This window comes from Vibrio sp. DNB22_10_4 (assembly GCF_052879755.1).
This window is the reverse complement of the sequence record NZ_JBNNXW010000006.1, coordinates 149,732-167,725: the sequence shown is the minus strand read 5'-3', so window position 1 is coordinate 167,725 and position 17,994 is coordinate 149,732. Positions and strand designations below refer to the sequence as shown.

Annotated in this window: 15 protein-coding genes; 7 read left to right on the top strand and 8 right to left on the bottom strand. The window is 46.9% G+C overall.

All coding sequences use genetic code 11. The annotated features are described in order from the left end of the window. The first annotated feature begins 149 nt into the window (after positions 1-149). Both argS and ACVA6Q_RS15815 read left to right on the top strand, forming a co-directional pair. Positions 150-1,883 carry an arginine--tRNA ligase gene (gene argS / locus ACVA6Q_RS15820; RefSeq protein WP_418641689.1) on the top strand — a complete coding sequence of 578 codons (1,734 nt, stop codon included), beginning with the start codon at positions 150-152 and terminating at the stop codon, positions 1,881-1,883. A gap of 84 nt (positions 1,884-1,967) precedes the next feature. Continuing rightward, positions 1,968-2,396 (top strand): HIT domain-containing protein, encoded by a 429-nt coding sequence (locus tag ACVA6Q_RS15815; protein WP_429761534.1) that lies wholly within the window; start codon positions 1,968-1,970, stop codon positions 2,394-2,396. An 80-nt stretch (positions 2,397-2,476) separates the two neighbouring features. Here the strand turns inward: ACVA6Q_RS15815 and ACVA6Q_RS15810 are convergent, their stop codons facing one another. The 3 genes from ACVA6Q_RS15810 to ACVA6Q_RS15800 are packed head-to-tail and all read right to left on the bottom strand — an operon-like array spanning position 2,477 to position 5,201. After that, positions 2,477-2,707, bottom strand: coding sequence for a FeoC-like transcriptional regulator (locus ACVA6Q_RS15810; protein ID WP_353498034.1), 231 nt, complete (start codon positions 2,705-2,707; stop codon positions 2,477-2,479). After that, positions 2,704-4,974, bottom strand: a complete 2,271-nt coding sequence (gene feoB / locus ACVA6Q_RS15805; RefSeq protein ID WP_446648140.1) for a Fe(2+) transporter permease subunit FeoB — start codon at positions 4,972-4,974, stop codon at positions 2,704-2,706. The genes ACVA6Q_RS15810 and feoB overlap by 4 nt, the downstream gene beginning before the upstream one ends. Then, positions 4,974-5,201, bottom strand: a complete 228-nt coding sequence (locus tag ACVA6Q_RS15800; protein WP_112480466.1) for a FeoA family protein — start codon at positions 5,199-5,201, stop codon at positions 4,974-4,976. The genes feoB and ACVA6Q_RS15800 overlap by 1 nt, the downstream gene beginning before the upstream one ends. Positions 5,202-5,851: 650 nt before the next feature. On the opposite strand from ACVA6Q_RS15800, the gene ACVA6Q_RS15795 reads away from it, so the two are divergent. From ACVA6Q_RS15795 to ACVA6Q_RS15785, 3 genes are read left to right on the top strand one after another with little or no spacing between them, the layout of a single operon-like run. Beyond that, a complete protein-coding gene (locus tag ACVA6Q_RS15795; RefSeq protein ID WP_446648139.1) occupies positions 5,852-6,607 on the top strand; it encodes a 5-oxoprolinase subunit PxpA in 756 nt (251 codons plus the stop codon). Further along, a complete protein-coding gene (gene pxpB, locus ACVA6Q_RS15790; RefSeq protein ID WP_446648138.1) occupies positions 6,604-7,287 on the top strand; it encodes a 5-oxoprolinase subunit PxpB in 684 nt (227 codons plus the stop codon). Before ACVA6Q_RS15795 ends, pxpB begins: the two co-directional genes overlap by 4 nt. Further along, complete coding sequence (locus tag ACVA6Q_RS15785) at positions 7,284-8,261, top strand: 5-oxoprolinase subunit C family protein (protein WP_446648137.1); 978 nt, start codon at positions 7,284-7,286, stop codon at positions 8,259-8,261. Before pxpB ends, ACVA6Q_RS15785 begins: the two co-directional genes overlap by 4 nt. Before the next feature lie 9 nt (positions 8,262-8,270). On the opposite strand, the gene ACVA6Q_RS15780 is transcribed toward ACVA6Q_RS15785, so the two are convergent. Together ACVA6Q_RS15780 and znuA are read right to left on the bottom strand one after the other, a co-directional pair. Next, positions 8,271-11,684, bottom strand: coding sequence for a helix-turn-helix domain-containing protein (locus tag ACVA6Q_RS15780; RefSeq protein ID WP_446648136.1), 3,414 nt, complete (start codon positions 11,682-11,684; stop codon positions 8,271-8,273). Positions 11,685-11,919: 235 nt separating this feature from the next. Continuing rightward, complete coding sequence (znuA, locus tag ACVA6Q_RS15775) at positions 11,920-12,804, bottom strand: zinc ABC transporter substrate-binding protein ZnuA (protein WP_446648135.1); 885 nt, start codon at positions 12,802-12,804, stop codon at positions 11,920-11,922. A 79-nt stretch (positions 12,805-12,883) separates the two neighbouring features. On the opposite strand from znuA, the gene znuC reads away from it, so the two are divergent. Then, positions 12,884-13,672 carry a zinc ABC transporter ATP-binding protein ZnuC gene (gene znuC, locus ACVA6Q_RS15770; RefSeq protein WP_446648134.1) on the top strand — a complete coding sequence of 263 codons (789 nt, stop codon included), beginning with the start codon at positions 12,884-12,886 and terminating at the stop codon, positions 13,670-13,672. Continuing rightward, positions 13,665-14,450, top strand: a complete 786-nt coding sequence (znuB, locus tag ACVA6Q_RS15765) for a zinc ABC transporter permease subunit ZnuB (RefSeq protein WP_418641694.1) — start codon at positions 13,665-13,667, stop codon at positions 14,448-14,450. The genes znuC and znuB overlap by 8 nt, the downstream gene beginning before the upstream one ends. Positions 14,451-14,552: 102 nt before the next feature. Here znuB and sucD read toward each other — a convergent pair whose 3' ends face one another. The 3 genes from sucD to odhB form a co-directional block, all read right to left on the bottom strand. Further along, positions 14,553-15,425 (bottom strand): succinate--CoA ligase subunit alpha, encoded by an 873-nt coding sequence (gene sucD / locus ACVA6Q_RS15760; protein WP_042476406.1) that lies wholly within the window; start codon positions 15,423-15,425, stop codon positions 14,553-14,555. Then, on the bottom strand, positions 15,425-16,591 hold the full coding sequence (sucC, locus tag ACVA6Q_RS15755) for an ADP-forming succinate--CoA ligase subunit beta (RefSeq protein ID WP_429761521.1): 1,167 nt from the start codon (positions 16,589-16,591) through the stop codon (positions 15,425-15,427). The genes sucD and sucC overlap by 1 nt, the downstream gene beginning before the upstream one ends. 183 nt (positions 16,592-16,774) lie before the next feature. Further along, positions 16,775-17,980 carry a 2-oxoglutarate dehydrogenase complex dihydrolipoyllysine-residue succinyltransferase gene (gene odhB, locus ACVA6Q_RS15750; RefSeq protein WP_429761519.1) on the bottom strand — a complete coding sequence of 402 codons (1,206 nt, stop codon included), beginning with the start codon at positions 17,978-17,980 and terminating at the stop codon, positions 16,775-16,777. Between the last annotated feature and the right edge of the window lie 14 nt (positions 17,981-17,994).

The window sequence follows — 17,994 nt, the reverse complement described above, 5'->3', positions numbered from 1 at the left end:
ACGCTAAATAGTAGCAGGATTGAGCTAGAATCAGAAAAAATACAAACTTTCCCCCTAGGTGAGCGGCGCTAAAGTTGCTATTATGTGCGCCAATTTACTAGATTAAATCCAATTCCAAGAATTGAAGCCAAGTTTTGAAGGAAATGCGTGTGAATATCCAAGCACTGATCAACGACAAAGTATCTCAGGCTCTCGAAGCCGCTGGCGCACCTGCAGGCAGTCCTGCGGCTGTTCGCCAATCTGCAAAACCACAGTTTGGTGACTACCAAGCAAACGGTGTAATGGGCGTTGCTAAGAAGTTGGGCACTAATCCACGAGAATTCGCGCAAAAAGTTCTGGACGTTTTGGACCTAGATGGAATTGCTAGCAAAACTGAAATTGCAGGTCCTGGTTTTATCAACATCTTTCTAAGCGAAGAGTTTCTAGCTAAGCAAGCTGACGAAGCGCTTGCAGATGCTCGCCTAGGTGTTGCAACACAAGAGCAACAAACTATCGTTGCTGACTACTCGGCTCCAAACGTTGCTAAAGAAATGCACGTTGGTCACCTTCGTTCAACCATCATCGGTGATGCAGTTGTTCGCACTCTAGAGTTCCTTGGCCACAAGGTTGTTCGTGCTAACCACATCGGTGACTGGGGTACTCAGTTCGGTATGCTTATCGCAAACCTAGAGCGCGTTCAAAAAGAGTCTGGTGAAGTTTCAATGGAGCTTTCTGACCTAGAAGCCTTCTACCGTGAATCGAAAAAGCTTTACGATGAAGACGAAGAATTCGCAGTACGCGCTCGTAACTACGTAGTTAAGCTGCAAAGCGGTGATGAGTTCTGCGCAGAGATGTGGAAGAAACTGGTTGATATCACTATGATTCAAAACCAGCGCAACTACGACCGTCTAAACGTTTCTCTGACTCGCGAAGACGTTATGGGCGAGAGTATGTACAACGACATGCTTCCAGCTATCGTAAAAGATCTTCAAGAAAAAGGCCTAGCGGTTGAAGATGACGGCGCACAAGTAGTATTCCTTGATGAATACAAAAACAAAGATGGTGAGCCAATGGGCGTTATCATCCAAAAACGCGATGGCGGCTTCCTATACACCACTACTGATATCGCATGTGCTAAGTACCGTTACGAGCAACTAGGCGCGGATCGCGTACTTTACTTCATCGATTCACGTCAGCACCAGCACTTACAGCAAGCGTGGACTATCGTTCGCAAAGCAGGCTATGTGCCAGAATCAACGACACTTGAGCACCATGCATTTGGCATGATGCTGGGTAAAGATGGTCGTCCATTCAAGACACGTGCTGGCGGCACCGTTCGTCTTGCGGATCTTCTAGATGAAGCTATCGAGCGTGCAAACGCGCTTATCGAATCGAAGAACCCTGAACTTGCTAGCGAAGAGAAAGCAAACATTGCGAACACGGTTGCAATGGCAGCGGTTAAATACGCAGACCTTTCTAAGCACCGTACCACAGACTACGTGTTCGACTGGGACAACATGCTTGCGTTCGAAGGTAACACTGCACCATACATGCAGTACGCTTACACGCGTGTTGCGTCTGTATTTGCTAAAGCTGGTGTCTCTATGGATGCGCTTACTGGCGACATCAAGATCACTGACGAAAAAGAGAAAGCACTGGTAGCTAAGCTTCTACAATTTGAAGAAGCGGTTGAGTCAGTGGCTCGTGAAGGTCAGCCTCACATCATGTGTAGCTACCTGTTCGAACTAGCAGGTCAATTCTCTAGCTTCTACGAAGCGTGCCCAATCCTAGTTGCAGAAGACGAAGCTGTGAAGCAAAGCCGTCTACGTCTTGCTGCACTGACAGCTAAGACTATCAAACAAGGTCTTGATCTACTGGGTATCGAGACACTAGAAAGAATGTAATTTGTTGAATTACAGTTCATAATAGAAGGCGAGATGCGTAAGCAACTCGCCTTTTTTGTATCCCTTTTGATGTGAGCAACCGCAATGAGCTTTGAACTGCACCCACAACTAAAAAAAGACACTACCCTACTTGGTGAGTTTCCATTGAGTTTGGCACTACTGCACCGCGACGACTCCGTGCCTTGGGTTATCCTTGTCCCGAAAAAAGCCGATCTAACCGAACTGCACCACCTACCAATGCAAGAGCAGCAACAATTCTTAATTGAGTCGGAAGTGGTTAACCTAGCATTGGAGACACTGTTTACTCCAGACAAGCTCAATTTCGGCGCACTGGGAAATATGGTGCCGCAACTGCATGTTCACCATATTGTAAGGTACAAAAATGACTTGGCGTGGCCAGGGCCGCTTTGGGGGAATGCAAAAGGTGAGTATCGCAGCGATGACGAACAGCTAAGTTTGGCTGAACGCATCCAAGCACAACTTTTGAATAGTGAACTATTCGCAAAAGCATAACGGTTCAGGTGTACGTAAGTCTCGCCCAATAAAAAGCTCCGACAGTGTCGGAGCTTTTTGCTATTACATTGTTTTTGAGACTACATGGTTACGCTCAAAGAGAGGCCATCTGCCTGATTCACATGATACCTCACACGAACCACCTGTCCTTTCTTATCACAGTCTTCCGTCCTTGAAAGCTTTCCTTTTCGAATCCAGACCGCAAGCATCGCATCCACACCATCCTCACTAAGAGCAAACTGCTTTGCTAAATCCTGACGACTTACGCCTGGGTCTTCTTCAATGTGTGCCTTCAGCTGGGACAGAATCATACCACTTGGATCTCCAGCTCGGTCTGCTTCTTGCCTTGGCTTTTAAGCAGCTTCCAGACGATGGCACAAATGGCCAAGATAGCGACAATCCACGCTGCGCTGGTCATTGGGTGCAGAGCAAAGTGAGTCACTTGGTAGTATAGCGTAGCACCACCGTAGGCGAGACCCATTGTCCATACCGCAATAAAGCGTGCGTACTTTTGACCAAACTCTTTAACGTAGGCACCCATCGCTGCCACACATGGCGTGTACAGCAAGATGAAGATGAGGTAAGCAAACGCGGCATTGCTAGTGATAAAGTAGCCTTTTAAGTTACCAAAGATAGAGCTATCAACTTCTTGGTCTTCTGCCACTGCAGATGAATCCGACAGGTCACCGACATCGACACCTAGCGGATCTGAGTAGCTAAGGTCTGCCAAGTTTGCTGGAATAGACTCGACGGCTTCCTGCAAGCTAGCAAATAGATCGTACTCACCCTCTTCACCTTCGCTTGAGGTGTAAAGACTATTTAGCGTACCAACCACTGCTTCTTTCGCAAAAATACCGGTAATAATACCAACAGTTGCAGGCCAGTTATCTTGCTGCACACCCATAGGGGCAAACACTGGTGTCACCACTTGAGCCGCTTTCGATAGAACGGAGTTTTCGCTGTCTTCGTTACCAAATGAGCCATCAGTACCTACTGAGTTTAGGAAACTTAGGATTGTCACTACCAAAACAATGGTTTTACCCGCGCCCAATACAAAGCGCTTTAGCTTTTGCCATGTTTTGATCATCACGTTTTGGAATGTCGGCAGCTCATAGTCAGGCATCTCCATTACTAGACTATCACTCGAGCCTGGGTAGATGGTGTGCTTAAGCACTAAACCTGTGAAAACAGCCGCAACAATACCAAGTAGGTAAAGTGCAAATACCACATTCTGGCCACTGTCTGGGAAAAACGCTGCAGCAAACAGCGCGTAAACCGGAAGTCTAGCGCCACATGACATAAATGGCGCCATAGATGCGGCGAGTTTACGCTCACGCTCTTGGTCTAGCGTACGTGTCGCCATGATAGAAGGCACGTTACAACCGAAGCCAAGTACAAGCGGTACAAACGCTTTACCCGGAAGGCCGATTTTTTGCATCACTTTATCAAGCACAAACGCAGCGCGTGACATGTAGCCAGAACTCTCTAGTACCGCTAGGAATAAATACAGTGCAGCGATCACAGGAATGAAAGTCGCTACCGTTTGGATACCGCCGCCAACACCATCAGCAATAAGCGTCACTAACCAAACCGGTAAATGGTCATCAAGAAGGTAGTGTCCACCATCAACCAGCAGGGCACCGACACCGATATCAAAGAAATCGATGAAAGCACTACCTATGTTGATAGAGAACATGAACATGAGATACATGACCACGAAGAAAAAAGGAACGCCAACATACTTATTAAGAATAAAGCCATCGACTTTTTCCGTGAAGCTACGGCTCAGCTTACCTTCACTGCGACGCAGTTTCTTACACTGCTCATGTAGATAGGTATATTTGGTGTCAGCAACTTGCAGGTCAATATCCACACCAGTTTGATTGCCCGCTAGCGCGATTTCATCTCTTTGCTCTGACGATAGTGCATTGAGCACCATTACGTCATTTTCTAGGCCGCGAATAGCCAGCGCACGTGGGCTTACTGATTCTGAAGCAAAAATAGGTTCTACTTGAGCAATCGCCTGCTCCATCTCCGCGCCATAATTGATGCTCAGTGCGTCGAGGGTCAGCCCTTGAACGACAGTTTTATGCAAACGCTCTTTTAGCGCACGAACCTGATCTTTGTCAGTGGCTGATAGTGTCATCACAGGACAGCCAAGCGCTTTCTCAAGCCCTGCAATGTCTAGCTTAATACGCTCTCTTTTTAGCGCATCCATCTTGTTGAGCACAACTACCATAGGACGGCCAAGCTCGCGAAGCTGAAGGGTCATATAAAGGCTGCGCTCTAGACTCGTTGCATCGACCACATTGATAATCAGATCTGCTGGGTGAGTAAGAACGGCTCGCGATGCTATGGATTCATCGATACTGTTGCCATCGTTACCGCTATCAAGCGCGTAAATTCCTGGCAAGTCAGTCAACTCGAAATGATCACCAGCATGACTGTATTGACCCGTTTTCTTTTCAACGGTCACACCCGCCCAGTTACCCACTTGCTGTTTGGCACCGGTTAACCCATTGAACAAGGTTGTTTTACCGCTGTTGGGATTACCTACAGTAAGAATGGTGTAGTTCATTATGCAGGCTCCACTTCGATTGATTGTGCAATAGCTTGGCGAACAGCCAGCGAAACACCACGCACTTCAATTTGCAATGGATCGCCCATTGGGGCACGTCGAATCACTGTTACTTCTGTATTCGGCAATAACCCCATTACCATCAATTTTTTACGGACATCATTCGATAGTCCTGTCAACGCAGTGATCTTTCCACTGCTTCCGATGTTTAAATCAGCAAGCTTCATCTTATTCACCCAAACTATGATTGGTAATGAGAAATATTAACATTAACAGTAATTCTAAAGGCGTAACCTTATTTTCCGCATTGCGCTATGTCAATTTAAACCGGATTGCAAACGTATTATTTGTCAAAATATGTCCGTCAATTACGTCAAAATGTCGATCAAAACGCTATCTTGGTGACAAAACAATGACATAGATGGGATCTGAATAAATATAAAAACATTAAAATACAACAACTTATTACACTATCTATAAAATGGCGCGATCTTCATGGTAAGTTGCCGTTATTTTTATAAGGAAATTAAGTCGAATTACTTATAGTTAATCCCAACAGAGCAACCTGCTCCTGTTAATCGAAATTCCAGAGGTGATGTGGGCGACCATATCACTCCGGCAGCAAGCGAAGGTGTCATTGACACCCGCGGTATGGTCCCCCGGCTATGCCGCGATTTTTTTTGCCTACGACAAACTGCCCAGCATATTTTCTGCTTATTATTTCCCTGCTCTAATCACTCTTTCCATAAATTTTTTACTGACAACTTTTCGGCTCACAAATCCTCTTTTCACAAATTGTAAATCGCTCCCCCTAACGACATAATTTATTCTTAGGTAACCGGCTGGTGCTGTTCAATACAGAAAAGGAAGTGGTTTTATGTTGACGTTAAATGGGGATGTTGGAGAAAGTTTTGGCCATTGGAACATGGGCAGTGATGCAACGCTCATCCCACTGCTGGATATGGCAAATATCGCTTGTGGCTTCCACGCGTCAGATCCTGAACACATGTCCAAAACCGTCGCATTGTGTCTGAAACACAAGGTCACCATTGGCGCACATCCAGGCTATCCCGACTTACAAGGATTTGGCCGTCGTTCTATGGCAATGGAGAGCAACACTGTTACCCAATTAGTCCTTTATCAGGTAGGGGCGCTTAAAGCGATAACCGAGCATCAAGGAGGGAAAGTAACTTACATTAAACCTCATGGCGCGCTCTATAACGATATGATGTCCTCGCCTGAGATTTTTAATGCCCTATTGTCTGCAGCACAATCGCTCAGTTTACCTCTAATGGTCTTGGCAACCAGAGAGCATCAACATTATCAAGCGCTAGCGGCAGACAAGGGGGTTTCAGTCATCTTTGAAGGTTTTGCTGACCGCAGTTACCTAAACTCAGGCCTGCTGGCACCGAGAAGCATGGACAACGCTGTCCTGCATCAGCAGGATCAGATTTTAACTCAAGCCGATGCGTTTATTGCCCGTGCGCCAATTAAAACCCTCGATGGAAAATCGGTAACTCTTACCATTGACACCCTATGCGTTCACGGTGACAACCAAGCGTCAATTGATGTGGCAAAGGCGCTGCGTATCCGAATCGATAGCGCCATAGTAGTAGGTGGAGGTAAACAGTGAACAAGCCTCTAATATCCCCTGTGGGTGAATCGGCCATCCTGCTTGAGTTTGGTCACAAGATAGACCTTGATTTACCTTTTATCATTGGGCAGTACACAGCCATGATAAAACAAGCCTTTGCCGGAACACTGGTCAACTGCACCCCCTCTTACACGAGCCTCTTAATTGAGTTTCACCCTATATATTGTTCAGCAGAGGCACTTACCCACTATATTCAAAACCTTAATCTTGCTGACAAGCCGCCGCCAAGCAGTGTGGATATTAAAACCCTTCCGACTTATTACGCTCCCAAGGTAGCACCAGATTTGGAGTCACTTGCTCGGCATTGCTCTCTTAGCGTCGACGAGGTCATAACACTGCATAGCAGCTCAACCTATACCGTTTGTGCGATTGGTTTTACCCCTGGTTTTGCCTTTCTTGCAGAGCTGCCTAAAGCACTGCACATGCCAAGGCATCAAACGCCACGAACTCGAGTACGCAAAGGCAGTGTCGGTATTGCCAACAACCAAACGGCTGTTTACCCCAGTGATACCCCTGGAGGCTGGCAAATCATAGGTAACTGCCCGCTAACTTTATTTGACAAGATCTCGCCAGAACAATCGTTACTAAACATTGGTGACAAAGTGCGGTTCGAGCCGATTGACCACCGCACATTCTTAAGCTTAGGAGGGGAGCAATGAGCGCACTTGTCGTGATCAACGCCGGACACCACGTCACTACGCAAGATTTGGGTCGTCCTAATGCCTCTCATTATGGACTAACAAAAGGCGGCGCCGCCGATTGGCATGCGCACTGTTGGGGACAAAAGTTACTGGGTAATCCAATGACGGCGACCAGTCTAGAGATCGTTCTAGGCCGGATTAAGTTTCGTGCCAACCAAGACTTAACCTTGGTACTCACTGGCGCAGATTGTCTAGCGGAAGTCCATTCGCCACAACGCATTGTCGCCAAGCACGTTCAAAGTTGGCGCCCTTTTAGCTTAAAAAAGGGACAAGAGCTGCATCTGAAAGTGCCTCGCAGCGGCTGTCGAAGCTACCTATCCGTATCAGGCGGCTTTGCGATAGAGCCTTTCCTAGGCAGTAATTCGACAGTGGAGCGCGACGGCGTAGGAGGTTTAAACTCTGGACAACCTCTCGCTTGCGGCGACAGCTTAGCCGTCAACTCTAACTTGCCTGGTCACCTAAACGATCTTCAGCACAAAAATCCGCAACCTATCCCCAGAAGTGCGATCCCAAGCTATGGCGGAGTAAGAACCTTGCACTTACTCCCTTGTTTTCAGTTCCAGCACTTTGATAAAGCACTTAGAGAATTGCTACTAAGCCAAATCTATACCGTGTCTGCGCAGAGCAACCGAATGGGGATAAGGCTAAAATCCAGCGACAGTGAAACCGCTCGACTCACTCAAACTCTACCTTCATTAATCTCTGAGGGGATCCTATCCGGCTCGGTGCAAATACCGCCAGATGGTAACCCCATTATTATGCTTAGCGATCACCAAACCCTAGGTGGCTATCAGAAACTAGGCGTGATTGCCTTTCGTGATTTAGCTAAAGCAGCGCAGCTAAGACCAGGAGAGAAGCTTCGCTTTAAACTCAGCACCTTGCCTCTCGAACGTTTGAAGCAACAGGCATTCTATCGATACTTTGATCTTTAGAATTGGCGACTAGTCGCCTTCGGTCATGTCCATCATGGCAAACTTAGATGGTGGGACACCAAAATAGACTTTGAAACGTTGAGAGAAATAGGACGGATCGTTGAAACCGCAAGCAAAAGCCACTTCAGAGACTTTTTCGCCTTGCAGAAGCATCTCGCAAGCTTTCTCCATACGGACATCGGTCAGATAGTCTGTAAAGGTTCGCTCAAATTGAGATTTGAAGCGCCTTTGGAAGCTTCTCTCGGAGATGAACAACGCTTTAGCTGCTGAGGCGGTGCTAAACTCAGCATCATGATACTGCTCTGCCACCAGCTGAGTAACTTGCCGTTTCCATTGTTCATGCTTATCCGGCTTAACTTCATGCATCTCTTTTTCAGTCACTAGGCTCATCAATGGTCTTTCTGTTTCCATAGACGACTTAGTTGAATGTGAAGGCAAGTTAGCGGGCAACTGCTGAATCGATAGCATCCAACGCAGGGTTAGGCGGTTTGTGTTTCCACGCTCAACCGGCTGAAGCTCACCACCAGAGCGATGAATATGGGATGGCAGGCTCGAAGGGCTAAAATCGAGCTGACTTTCTTTCACATCGAATGCCCCAGTAGCGCTTTGCGAGTTAAAGTTCGGCAACGGCAATCCATTGTCCTCAAACGTCACATTCAACTTACTACCATCATCATCCACGGTAATGTTGATCACTTGTCCACGCACCATTCTACGCAGTGCATTGGCAACAATTGAGTTGAAGATGATGTCTAGATTGCAGGTATCCAACACCACGTTATCACTGCTTGCCAGCATCTTTAATTCTACTTTGATCCCGTAACTATCGAGCTCTTTTCGCCACGCATCGACGGTAAAATTGAGCACACTCGATACTGAACATACCAACGGATAGGAGCTTTGCTCATCAAAGATGGCTTTGACATTATCTAAACCATCAAAATTACTAGCAGACGTTGAATCTAAGCTAGATAAGGATTCAAGTTTAAAGTTGGCACTGTGCTGTGCTGCTTGTTCTACCAGCTCTTGAATCAGTTGCTGACGAATTTTAAACGCTTTACGCAACTGCTGGTTATTACCGACTAACACACGACTTTGATGTTGTAACTGCTCAGTCTTTAATGCGACCTGTGTTTTAAGGGCGCGGTTCATAAAGCGAATGCGTCGAGAACGCCAATAAATCACCGCCCCGACTAAGACTAGGCTGCTCAGCGCCATTAACAGGTAAAACATCCCCGTCATAAACCATGGGGTGCTGACCTGGTAACTAAACTGAATACTCGACTCAGAACTCGTATTCCCTTTCACAGCCACTTCTATGCTGTGTAGCCCCGGCGATGGTTTATCAATATTAAGTTGAAAACCCTGCATATCTTGCCAGTCACCATCACCGGTTCGATAAACAAGACTGTGTCCTTGCGCTGATGGCCATAAGCTGAATTGAATCGCCACCGAATCCCCATATCCAACATTAGGAATGGCGTCTTGAACGTCCCCAAGGTGGCGAGCAGTGTTACTCACCGACACTTGAGATATTAATACACTAGGTGTCGGTACTGGGTTATCAAGAATGCGTTTCGGATCGAACTCTACAATGCCGTAACGCGAGCCAATCACAATGGAACCACTCTGCTCACTATAAGCACAGCTACCATTGATGAACTCATTGCTAATCACTCCATATGGAGCACCCAAGTGCCTGACGATCTCTCCTGTTCCTGTATAAGCAGTAAGACCGGCAGAGCTGACCAACCAGAAAATCCCATCGCTTTGAGTCACACACACAGGGCGGGTGCTATCTTGGAACAGTTCTAGTCTTGTAAAGGTTTGTTTCTGATCTTCGTACAAAAAAGCGCCATAACTGCTGGCGGCCCAAATTCGGTGTTCATCCGCTACTAACTCTGTGACGCTACCAAATGGTGCGCTAGCGCCGATATAACGACTAAGCCCCTCATCTATGATGTACAGGCCGTGGTCAGTTCCAACGAGCGCCTTACTGTCGCTCAATGCATAAATTTCAGTAACCTTCGCAGGTAAGTGTTCACTTACTATCCAGTCATCACCATAATCATTGACTCGCTCGGTTTCAACATTAAAGCTGAGTAACCGTAGGCCATCATTGAGCCAAAGCGTATCGCCGCTGCCAAGCGAAATATGCTCCACTTGTGCGGGCATATTATCTATCTTTTGTCTCAAAGCTGTAATTTGATAAGCATCGAGATCAAGGTGCATTAACCCCCTCTCCGTCGCTATCCACAGATGCTGTTCCCGCTGCGCCAACGATGAGACCTTACCCCAGTAAATCATCGCGGACTCACCCTCTTCATCGACGACATAGAGTGCGCTACTGGTGATAACCCAGTACCCTCCAAGTGGGTTTTCCATGACTTCGAGTTTAGGTTCAAGGCGATTGAGGTTTTCGTCAATTGACACCGAGATGCGCTCAAACAACTTGCCGTATTCTGAGAAGTAGCGAACACCATTGTTGGTGGCAATCCACATTCCTAAAGTGCCATCAGCAACTAAGGCATAGATCTTGTCGCCGGCTAGACCAAACTCGTCGTGAGGGTTGAACTCAACCTGCTCAAGATCAAGGGTATCTCGCTCAAGCCAGTATAAGCCTTGCTCTGTACCAACCCAAAAATGGCTGGCTGTGCTTTCCAATGATAGGACGTGTTGACCAAGCGGGAAGAAAGTACGCTGTATTGGTTCATCGAGAGGGAAAACCTCGACGCCAGTATGATACCCAATCACCAAGCGATTCGATTCTGGTTCAAGCAACAATGTAGAGACGGCTCCCCGATGGACGTTCCCGACATAGTCTAACTCACCATATTGCCATCGATATAAGCCAACATTGGTACCGATGTACCACGCGCCGCGAGTTTCTATCGCAGCCGTAATGTTTACCCCAACTCCACCGTAGAAACGCTCAAACTCATCCATTGAGATAATTTCAAACCTAGATGGATGTTCATTGCCAAGGTAAACCTGATTATCGGTTGAGAACCAGACATATTCCCCACCATGACCCAGTGATTGAATATGCTCAGTTAATTTAGTGGTAAAGACTTGATTGACCTGACCAAGTGGCTGCCGAGAAAACAGTTTATTTGCTTTGGCATACCAAAACTGTCCTCGAAAAAAAGTCACGTCGTTATTGTCAAACGCCAAGTTATCGAGCTCAATAAATCGGGTACCGTCATAAAATCGGACACGATTGTGTACATCGATAGACCAGAGTCCACCTTCCACACCAGGAAACAATTGCTTCGCCGCTAGAAACTGACCATTGGCTTGCAGTGACAGCGGATAGAATACTGGAGGCAGTGGTTTACTAACGCTCATTTGCGGAGCGAGCAGCAGCGATAACGCGAATAATAACGGGACACGACTCAGGATCTTACGCACGCGTGAGCACATGCTGGTCACTTTATGGCCAACAGCGAAAACTAAACAGCGTGATAAGGAAGCAGAGAGTATCAAAAGGAGCCCAGTTAATTTGCATCGATAAATATCGTAAATTTACTGGATTTGTGTAGGTTATGAAAGAAAAAAGGTAACAAGAACTATCTAAATGGCTCATCGATCACAGGCAAAACTCAGTTGAACACATATAAAACCTTGTTGTTCAGACCGAGTTTTGCTTGGCTGATACCTACTGTCCTAGACAACTACTAAAGCTATTTGCCATCGACTTTAGGAATACAAAGTAGCTACCATCTTCAACCGAAATATCACTACCTAGTGGATCAAGTTGTCCAACTTTTGTGCCAGTACCTCGGGTCACCGAGTTCACTACGGCTGGTGTGAATTGTGGTTCGGCAAAAACACATTTTACTTGTTGTTCACGTAATGTGGTTTTAATGGAAATTAACGTTTTCGCACCTGGTTTACGTTCTGGGCTGACAGTAAAGTGGCCAAGGTTATTCATCTTAAAGAATTCTTCATAGTAGCCATAAGCGTCATGGAACACGTAATAGCCTTGGTCTTGTATTGGCTCAAGCTTAACGTGGATCTCTTCAATGGTTCTATCTAAGGTGCGCTCGAAAGCGGCCAGCTTGTCTTGGTACGCAGCTTGATTGTCTGGATCAATCGCTTGAAGCTTGGCTGAAATAGCACGCGCAACTTGACGACTTTGCTCTGGACCAAGCCAAACATGAGGGTCAAAACTACCGTGGTCATGACCTTCGTGACCATGATCATCCCCATCCTCACCAAACTCCCTCAATGACACTCCATCCAAATCTTGTATTTCGAGTGAGTTCGGATTGCCTTCCACGGACTTGGCTAAAAAACTTTCTAGATCGTGTCCAAACCACACCACGATGTCGCTACTGCGAATTTTCTTTACGTCCGAGGGCTTAAGTGCGTAGTCGTGAGGTGATGCGTTCGCGTTGAGAATCGACGAGGTAGACTGCCCTTCGATGATCAACTCATGGGAGATCATCTCAAAAGGCTTTATACTATTTAGCACTTGCAGTGCTTGCGCTTGAAACGAAAGCAGTGAAGTAAGTGCTACAACTGGAATGTAACGATACATAGGGCTTAAAATCCTTCTGGCTTGCAATAGCTCAGAATGTTACATTATAACAAGACGTAATTGCAAATGAGTTCTATTCATGTCCGAACTGATTACACTCGACCAAGTCTCTGTCGAGTTCAGTAAACGAAAGGTTCTAGATAACATTAGCTTAACCATTAGCCGAGGGGAGATTTTAACCCTCATCGGTCCTAATGGTGCTGGTAAATCGACCTTAGTCAAAGTCATTCTTGGGTTACAGAAGCGTTTTAAAGGCACGATTCGCCGCGCTAGCAAGCTCAAAATTGGCTATGTACCGCAAAAACTTAAACTTAACGATTCCTTGCCCCTAAACGTTGAGCGCTTTCTTGCACTTGCAGGAAAATACAGTGTTCAAGAGCGATTAGACGCGCTGAAGCTTGTCGGTGCTGAGCATCTAATCTCGAGTAACATGCATCAATTATCCGGCGGGGAAACCCAACGAGTACTCCTAGCACGCGCTCTACTACATCGCCCTGATATTCTGGTACTCGACGAGCCAGCACAAGGGGTGGATGTTCAAGGCCAAATCGATCTGTATGAACTAATCGATACACTTAGACATCGATTCAACTGTGCGGTATTTATGGTATCCCACGACTTGCATCTCGTCATGGCCAAATCAGACAATGTGATTTGTCTTCACCATCATATTTGCTGTCAAGGTACGCCACAAACGGTAAGCCGTCATCCATCTTATGTAGCGCTGTTTGGCAGTGCGACTCAAGAAACACTGGCTTTCTATCAACATCAGCACGTGCATCACCATCATGATTTAGCAGGCGACCCTGTAGAAGGCAGTGCTTCACAATGTTCACACCATAAACATGGGCACTCGCATCATGATTGAGTTTTTGCTTCCATCCATTATCGCTGGCATCGGTATCGCTCTGATTGCGGGTCCATTGGGCTCTTTCGTCGTTTGGCGCAGAATGGCCTACTTTGGTGACACACTCGCCCATGCTTCTCTAATGGGGCTTGCGCTCGGCTTTTTGTTTGATATCAACCTATACCTGGCACTCGTTATCTGTTGTATGGCATTGGCTGTCATTCTGGTCACGCTACAAAAGCAGCAGCTCGTGGCCACAGACACACTGCTCGGCATCCTGGCGCATAGTGCACTGTCATTAGGTTTGGTTGCCGTCAGTTTCCTCGATAACGTCCGCGTTGACTTAATGAGCTATTTGTTTGGTGATTTGCTCGCAGTCTCTCCAACCGATCTGATTTACATCTATGCTGGTGTGACTCTGATCGGCGCTTTGCTGTTCGTGTTTTGGCGACCACTACTCTCAACGACGGTAAATGAAGACCTAGCGGCTGTAGAAGGCGTGAATGTCGACCTTATGCGTTTGGTCATCATGCTGATGGTCGGTCTGGTCATCGCCATCGGCATGAAGTTTGTCGGCGCGCTGATTATGACGTCATTACTTATCATTCCGGCGGCCACGGCTCGTAAGTTCACGGCTACTCCAGAGCAAATGGCCTTCACAGCCTCAGCGATTGGTATCGTGTCAGTATTCTGCGGACTCAGCCTCTCTTGGTTTTATGACACTCCAGCGGGACCATCGGTGGTCATTAGCGCTGCTGGCTTTTTCTTACTGGCTCAGCTTGTTCCCTCAAGAGACTAAGCCTAAAAACTTCATAAGCACAAAAAAAGCTCCGATCGTAAGACCGGAGCTTTTTTAATTTTGTTTTTAACTCTATTTAAAACCTAGAGCTAATGTGAGTCATTACCAACCGGTAATTTCTCTTAGACCTTTACCGATATCAGCAAGGCTCTTAACCGTCTTAACACCCGCAGCTTCAAGCGCAGCGAACTTGTCTTCCGCTGTACCTTTACCGCCAGAGATAATCGCACCAGCGTGACCCATACGCTTACCTGGAGGCGCTGTAACACCTGCAATGTAAGAGACAACTGGCTTAGTGACGTTTTCTTTGATAAACGCCGCCGCTTCTTCTTCCGCTGTACCGCCGATCTCACCGATCATAACGATAGCTTCCGTCTCTGGATCTTGCTCGAACAGCTTCAGGATATCGATGAAGTTTGAACCTGGGATTGGGTCACCACCAATACCGACACACGTCGACTGACCAAAACCTTCGTCTGTTGTCTGCTTAACCGCTTCATACGTAAGCGTACCAGAGCGAGATACGATACCCACTTTACCTTTCTTGTGGATATGACCTGGCATGATACCAATCTTACACTCATCAGGAGTGATAACGCCTGGACAGTTTGGACCAATCATCACAACACCCGCTTCGTCTAGACGCACTTTCACGTCTAGAAGATCAAGCGTTGGAATGCCTTCTGTGATAGTCACAATAAGTTTGATACCCGCATCAATCGCTTCCAAGATTGCATCTTTACAGAAAGGCGCTGGTACATAGATAACTGACGCTGTTGCACCCGTCACTTCAACTGCTTCGCGTACAGTGTTGAATACCGGTAAACCTAGGTGCGTTTGACCACCTTTACCAGGAGAAACACCACCGACCATTTGTGTGCCGTAAGCGATCGCTTGCTCTGAGTGGAACGTACCTTGACCACCAGTGAAGCCTTGGCAGATAACTTTTGTATCTTTATTAATTAGTACAGACATTATTTGCCCTCCGCTGCAGCAACTACTTTTTCCGCTGCTTCTGTTAGCGAGCTTGCAGCAATGATATTTAGACCACTTTCCGCGAGTTTTTGTGAGCCTAGAGGTGCATTGTTACCTTCTAGACGAACCACTACTGGAACTTCAACACCCACTTCTTCAACTGCACCAATGATGCCGTCTGCGATTAGGTCACAACGTACGATTCCGCCGAAGATGTTAACCAGAACCGCTTTCACGTTGCTGTCAGATAGGATGATCTTAAACGCTTCTGTCACACGCTCTTTGGTCGCGCCGCCACCTACATCTAGGAAGTTAGCAGGTTGACCGCCGTGTAGGTTTACGATGTCCATGGTACCCATTGCAAGGCCTGCACCGTTGACCATACAGCCGATGCTACCATCAAGTGCTACATAGTTAAGCTCCCACTGAGCCGCGTGCGCTTCACGCTCATCTTCTTGCGAAGGATCGTGCATTTCACGAAGTTTAGGCTGACGGTAAAGTGCATTTGAATCGATGTTGATCTTGCCATCAAGACATAGAAGGTTGCCTTCGCCTGTGATAACCAATGGGTTAATCTCTAGCAGTGCAAGGTCGTACTGAGCAAACATATTGCCTAGACCCATAAAGATTTTTACAAACTGCTTGATTTGGTCGCCTTCAAGACCAAGTTTGAACGCAAGCTCACGGCCTTGGTAAGCCTGTGGGCCAACGAGCGGATCGATCGCCGCTTTATGAATCAGTTCCGGTGTCTCTTCCGCAACTTTTTCAATTTCAACACCGCCTTCTGTTGATGCCATAAACACGATACGACGTGTTGCGCGGTCAACCACTGCACCAAGGTACAGCTCATTAGCGATGTTAGATGCTTCCTCAACTAGGATTTTAGTCACTGGTTGACCATTCGCATCTGTTTGGTAAGTCACTAGATTTTTACCTAGCCACTTCTGAGCAAATTCTTTAACACCGTCTTTGGTGTCGTGAAGTTCCACGCCGCCCGCTTTACCGCGGCCACCAGCGTGAACCTGACATTTAACTACTTTCTTTTCAGTACTGATACGACCAGCAGCTTCGAACGCTTCCTGTGGGGTGTCACATGCGTAGCCTTCTGGTACAGGCAATCCGAATTCTGCAAACAGCTGTTTGGCTTGATATTCATGCAAATTCATTGTGCGATTCCATTTGTTATATCCCTGAGGGATTTTTTATTTCCATATACCGAATGTCGGTACGTCTGTAGGAGTACTCGTTAGAGTCGCCTCTTGTGGGCTTACTAAGGAGCTAGACGTTGAGCTAGTCTAGCTCCATTTATTTTGGACGTCTATACATCCAAAACAAAAAACAACGCTTGGTTACACATCAAGTAGCAAGCGTGCTGGATCTTCCAGTAGTTCCTTGATAGTTACCAAGAAACCTACTGACTCACGACCATCGATCAAACGGTGGTCATAAGACAGCGCTAGGTACATCATAGGTAGGATTTCTACTTTGCCATCAACCGCCATTGGACGCTCTTGGATTTTATGCATACCCAAAATAGCCGCTTGTGGTGGGTTAATGATTGGCGTAGACATCAATGAACCAAACACACCGCCATTAGTGATGGTGAAGTTACCACCTGTCAGCTCTTCAACGGTTAGCTTGCCGTCACGACCTTTAATCGCCAGCTCTTTAATGCCTTTCTCGACGTCAGCAAAACCTAGAGAGTCACAGTCTTTTAGTACTGGTGTCACAAGGCCACGCGGCGTAGATACCGCCATGCTGATATCAAAGTAGTTGTGATAAACGATTTCATCGCCATCGATAGACGCGTTCACTTCTGGGTAGCGTTTTAGCGCTTCGGTTACTGCTTTCACATAGAAAGACATGAAACCAAGGCGAATACCATGACGCTCTTCGAACTGGTCTTTGTATTGCTTACGAAGATCCATGATTGGTTTCATGTTCACTTCGTTAAACGTCGTTAGCATCGCTGTGCTGTTCTTCGCTTCAAGTAGACGCTCAGCAACACGCTTACGTAGACGAGTCATTGGCACACGTTTCTGGCTGCGAGCCGATACTGGAGCAACAGGCGCCTGTGCTTCTACTTGTGGTGCTGCTTTCGCTGCTGCTAGGTGCGCTTCGATGTCTTCACGAGTGATTCGACCGCCAACGCCAGTGCCTTTCACGTCTGATGCCTGAAGATCGTTCTCAGCCAGCAAACGGCGAACCGCTGGGCTAAGAGCGTCGTTCGACTCTTCCGTTAGCGCAGCTTTGTGGCGCTTGTCTGGTGATGCTTCTGTAGATTCCGTGGTATCCGTAGTCGGTTCACCAGCAACAGCTCCTGGCTTAATCTTAGCAATCAACTGCTTAGACAGTACTGTCGCACCTTCTTCTTCGACAATCTCTTCAAGAACGCCGGCCTCTGGCGCCGGGACTTCAAGAACAACTTTATCGGTTTCGATATCAACGATAACTTCATCACGCGCTACCGCTTCGCCTGGTTTCTTGTGCCACGTTGCGACGGTCGCGTCTGCAACTGATTCAGGTAAGTCTGGAACCAGAATTTCAATAGTCATATCTGTTTCTTCCT